Consider the following 4,365-nt stretch of genomic DNA (forward strand, 5'->3'; position numbering starts at 1 on the left):
ATAAGGGGCGCTTTCTGATCACAACTATTTTACAAGGGGCGTTTTTTTATATAATATTATATATAATAATCAATTAAATATATATCTTAAGCTGACTCCATTATTTGTTCACCCTAGTTGGTAAATTAAGTGGCGTTTTTTCTTTGTTTATGTGCTTTTACAGTGTGGCATGCATACCAATGTGAAGTCATAGCGCAGGTTTTTAGATGTTTAATATTAAATAAGTTGATCATTGCGTACGTACAAAAAATTTCTGGATTATTTCGAAGGTAGGTACCAGCTAGTTATTCGAAATGTTGAAAATTTTGCGGAGTATATAACGCCCCCTTTTAACTATGCTACCATTATTACCTTATTTTTATCTTGGTTGTGTATAAGTTTTGGTTTTAGTTTATGGCTAGCTAAAACTGTTTTAGCCAAATGGATGAATCCTATATATATAGAAACAGAAAATCAAAAAAAAATACTTTCCTTAGCTGCTACAGTAGCAACATTAGAAGAACAAATCAGGTCCCAAACAAAGTTTATTGACGCCCTTCAAAAAATTATTCAAGGGAAGTCTAAACACGCACTACCTAACCCAATCTCTTCTACTATTCCGGAGCCAATAGCAGCTGACTCAAAACTAGAATCATCTCCAGTAGTATCAATCAATGAAAACGGGCCTATTAGCATAGGATCCCCTCTATTGTTTTCTCCTATTAATGGAAAGATTACCCAACCCTTTCATAGAGCAGGAAAACATTATGGAGTTGACATTGTAGCAGAAGAGAAGGCTCCTGTTAAAGCCATATCAACGGGAATTGTAATTTTGTCTGACTGGTCGGTTGATACAGGATGGGTTATTGTGATTCAACATTATAATAACGTTGTCTCAATCTGTAAACATTGTGCTATTTTATTTAAAAAAGTTGGTAACTTGGTTAGAGCAGGTGATGTAGTAGCCCTTATGGGCAACTCTGGAGAGATCTCTACGGGGCCGCATCTGCATTTTGAGCTTTGGAACAAAGGTGTTCCACTAAATCCGGAAGACTATATTAACCCTTAAAAAAGCATGTTTAATAATAAAACAAAGAGTGCCAACCCTGTAACCATTAGCAATATTATAGGACAAGGGTCTCACTTAGAAGGCAATATAAACACTACAGGCAACTTACGTATAGAAGGCAAGATAACGGGTGGTATTAAAACAAAAGCAAAATTAGTATTAAGCCATACCGCTCAGGTAGAAGGCAACATTGTAGCCCACAATGCTGAAATTGGTGGAGAGGTAAAAGGAACCATAGAAGTGGTAGAGTTACTTGTTCTTAAATCAACTGCAACCGTATGGGGTGATATTGTGGCCAATAAATTGGTTTTTGAGGAGGGTGCTTATTTTGATGGGAAATGTAAAATGGGTAAGGATCATAAATCTATAAAGGAGTATCAAGACGACCATCTTTTCGATGCTGTATCCCAGATATGTTCTGAAGATGAGCCCTATCCTGAAAGTGATTCACTCGAAGATACCATAACCCCTTCAGAAAAATTACCATTACCTAAACCTTCTAATAAACCCCTTATTCCTTGAGATCTATGCTTATAGAACCAAAAGTACGCGGATACATATGTACCACAGCTCATCCAGCCGGCTGCGCCCAAAATGTTCAAGAACAAATCAAATATGTAACCAGCCATTCACCTATTACCTCTGGTCCTAAAAAAGTGCTGATCATAGGCGCTTCTACTGGTTATGGTCTAGCCAGTAGAATAGTAGCTGCTTTTGGTGCTAAAGCTCAGACGATAGGTGTTTTTTTTGAGCGACCAGCTGACGATAAACGAACAGCTTCTGCTGGTTGGTACCATACAGCTGCTTTCGAACAAGTTGCCCATCAAGCAGGACTTTATGCTAAAAGCATTAATGGCGATGCTTTTTCAGATTCCATAAAGCAAGAAACCATTGCACGAATCAAACAGGATTGGGGTGGTCAAGTAGATTTAGTTATCTATAGCCTGGCATCTCCACGTCGGACTCATCCCCAAACAGGCCTATCGTTTAAGTCAGTGTTAAAACCTATAGGTGCCCCCTATAGCAATAAAACAATTGATATGATGAGTGGTCATATTTCAAATGTCTCCATTGAACCTGCAACACCTAAAGAGGTAGCAGATACTATTGCGGTTATGGGAGGAGAGGATTGGATGATGTGGATAGAGGCTTTATTGCAGGAAAAGCTGCTGGCTAAGGCTGCAAAAACCATAGCTTACTCCTATATTGGCCCTAAGTTGACTGATCCGATTTATTCAAAAGGGACCATTGGAGCGGCAAAAAAAGATTTAGTAGCAGCAAGCAGCATGCTACAAAAAAGACTCAGCCCTATTGGTGGTCAGGCTTTTATTTCTGTGAATAAAGCTTTGGTTACACAAGCAAGTGCAGCCATACCAGTAGTACCTCTTTATATTTCATTGATTTACAAAATAATGAAAGAAAAAAATCTGCACGAAGGTTGTATAGAGCAGGTATACAGATTATACTCAGATCGGCTGTATAGAAAAGAAGGCCAGGTCTTGGTAGATGCAGAAGGCTTAATTCGTATAGATGATTGGGAGATGCGAGAAGATGTACAACAAGCTGTTGCTGAACTTTGGCCTAAGATAGATGATACCAATCTATCTACCATGACCGACTTTGTCGGCTATCGCCATGAGTTTTACAAATTATTTGGGTTCGAAGTAGCAGGAGTTGATTACACCCAAGCTCAGCGGATAGAAGTTCCTATACCTTCTTTATATCCTTCTAAGATCAATTCTGTATTTTAATTATTGTAAACCAGTTACATAAATTTGAGTTAGTATTTAAACTAAGTATTACTTTTAACCACTATTTTATAGTTGTAATTTTTTTACAATCCCTAAAAAATAAAAATTATTTAATCATTTTAGTATTGGGAAACGCTCTAAGCAAAAACGTGAAGGTAGCAATCTATTTTTTAAACCAAAGTTGAAAAAGGCTTAGAAAATTTTTCAAGGCACTGAAGAAAAAGTGGGGCACCCGGCCATACAAACAATACAGGAAACAAAAAAGTGAAACCCAAAATAAGTTTAGTGGCTATTATAACCGCTTAAACACGCATACATACTCTTTTAGTATAGAGATAGTATCAGCTATTAGAGCAAAAATTGCCTATGCTATTCCAAATAGAGCTATTTAAATCTACTTATTTTTAGTGCACTATGGGTTGTATTTCTATTTTTTTTTTGGTAACCTACCAAGGTGAAGGCTAAGTAAATACTTAGTTTGGATTACTGCTCACTTAATGAGCAGGAGTATTTTGTTAGACTTAGGCACGCCAAGTGGTATGGATAGTTCACCTTTGACATACTCATTGCATGCACTACCTCTGCTTAGTAGTCATTATATAGCATATATTACATAAAATCAATATTATGAAAATAAAAAAAACATATATGCGTTCCATGGAACGTCTATTTATAAGCTTATTTGGGTTTCATACATTGTCTTCTTGTGTCAATACAAACAGCCAGTTAGGTATGTTGGGCAGCCAGTCGAACAAAAAAACGGAAGCTGTAGAAACTAACCCTGTGGAAGCAGGAGCTTCAACCGGAATACCCACAGATCATACAATGACAGCTCCAGGTCTAAAAGAAGCTACTTCCTTGTCCATAAATGAAGCTATCAATCAGGTTGCACAAGAGATAGCGGGCGTTCATGATACAGAACACCTTACTAATCCAAAACATTTTCAAAGCCTGTCGGTCTTAGAAAATTCGGATCCACAATATTCGAAAGCATCTATCTGTGATGCTATAAGCAAAGGCCTAGAGATAAATGGAATCGACCCAGTAGGCAATCCTGTCTTGAATCTTGCAGTCAAGGCATACTTACGCGATAATAATTCTGAAACAAGGTTGGGCATAACCTTTCTACTAGAAAAAGGTGCAGATGTAAATCAAGGAGATTACCCCGGAAACACACCTTTATTGATAGTAGTAAGATCATTAGAGCAGTCTCTATCGTCTTACAAATATTTTGTACCTCCTGATGAAGTTATGAATCTTCCGGAACTGCAAAATAAATATAAATTATTAGAGGAGTTAATAGGTCGTGGCGCAAAATGGGATGTAGAAGATAAGCATGGTAATAGTCCAAGATCTGAAATAAGCAGAATACCAGATAAATTTAAATCTTATTTTTCTTCTTTTTTAAGCTGAAATAGAAAAACAGCCTGATCGAACCCCGCGTAGCGGTCAAGTTCTGGTTTTCCAGCTGTAAGGGGCATTTTAAGCAACTTTTTACGGAAGGTTTAATTTTTTTGTCCACTTTTTTAGTATCTATTCACCACTGTGGCAGCGTACGTAAAGAAA

4 protein-coding genes are annotated in these 4,365 nt (G+C 37.2%); all 4 read left to right on the forward strand.

The window, feature by feature from the left end; genetic code table 11:
* Positions 1 to 232 precede the first annotated feature (232 nt).
* Positions 233 to 1,048 carry a M23 family metallopeptidase gene (locus tag MUW73_RS02305; RefSeq protein WP_243018584.1) on the forward strand — a complete coding sequence of 272 codons (816 nt, stop codon included), beginning with the start codon at positions 233 to 235 and terminating at the stop codon, positions 1,046 to 1,048.
* Between the two features lie 6 nt (positions 1,049 to 1,054).
* The gene (locus MUW73_RS02310; RefSeq protein WP_243018583.1) at positions 1,055 to 1,570 is read left to right on the forward strand and encodes a bactofilin family protein; all 516 of its coding nucleotides are present in this window, start codon (positions 1,055 to 1,057) and stop codon (positions 1,568 to 1,570) included.
* Positions 1,571 to 1,575: 5 nt separating this feature from the next.
* Positions 1,576 to 2,799 carry an enoyl-ACP reductase FabV gene (gene fabV, locus MUW73_RS02315; RefSeq protein WP_243575217.1) on the forward strand — a complete coding sequence of 408 codons (1,224 nt, stop codon included), beginning with the start codon at positions 1,576 to 1,578 and terminating at the stop codon, positions 2,797 to 2,799.
* Positions 2,800 to 3,426: 627 nt separating this feature from the next.
* On the forward strand, positions 3,427 to 4,212 hold the full coding sequence (locus MUW73_RS02320; protein ID WP_243018581.1) for a hypothetical protein: 786 nt from the start codon (positions 3,427 to 3,429) through the stop codon (positions 4,210 to 4,212).
* The last annotated feature ends 153 nt before the right edge of the window (positions 4,213 to 4,365 follow it).

Source organism: Candidatus Cardinium sp. cByotN1 (genome assembly GCF_022810525.1).
Lineage (GTDB): Bacteria > Bacteroidota > Bacteroidia > Cytophagales > Amoebophilaceae > Cardinium.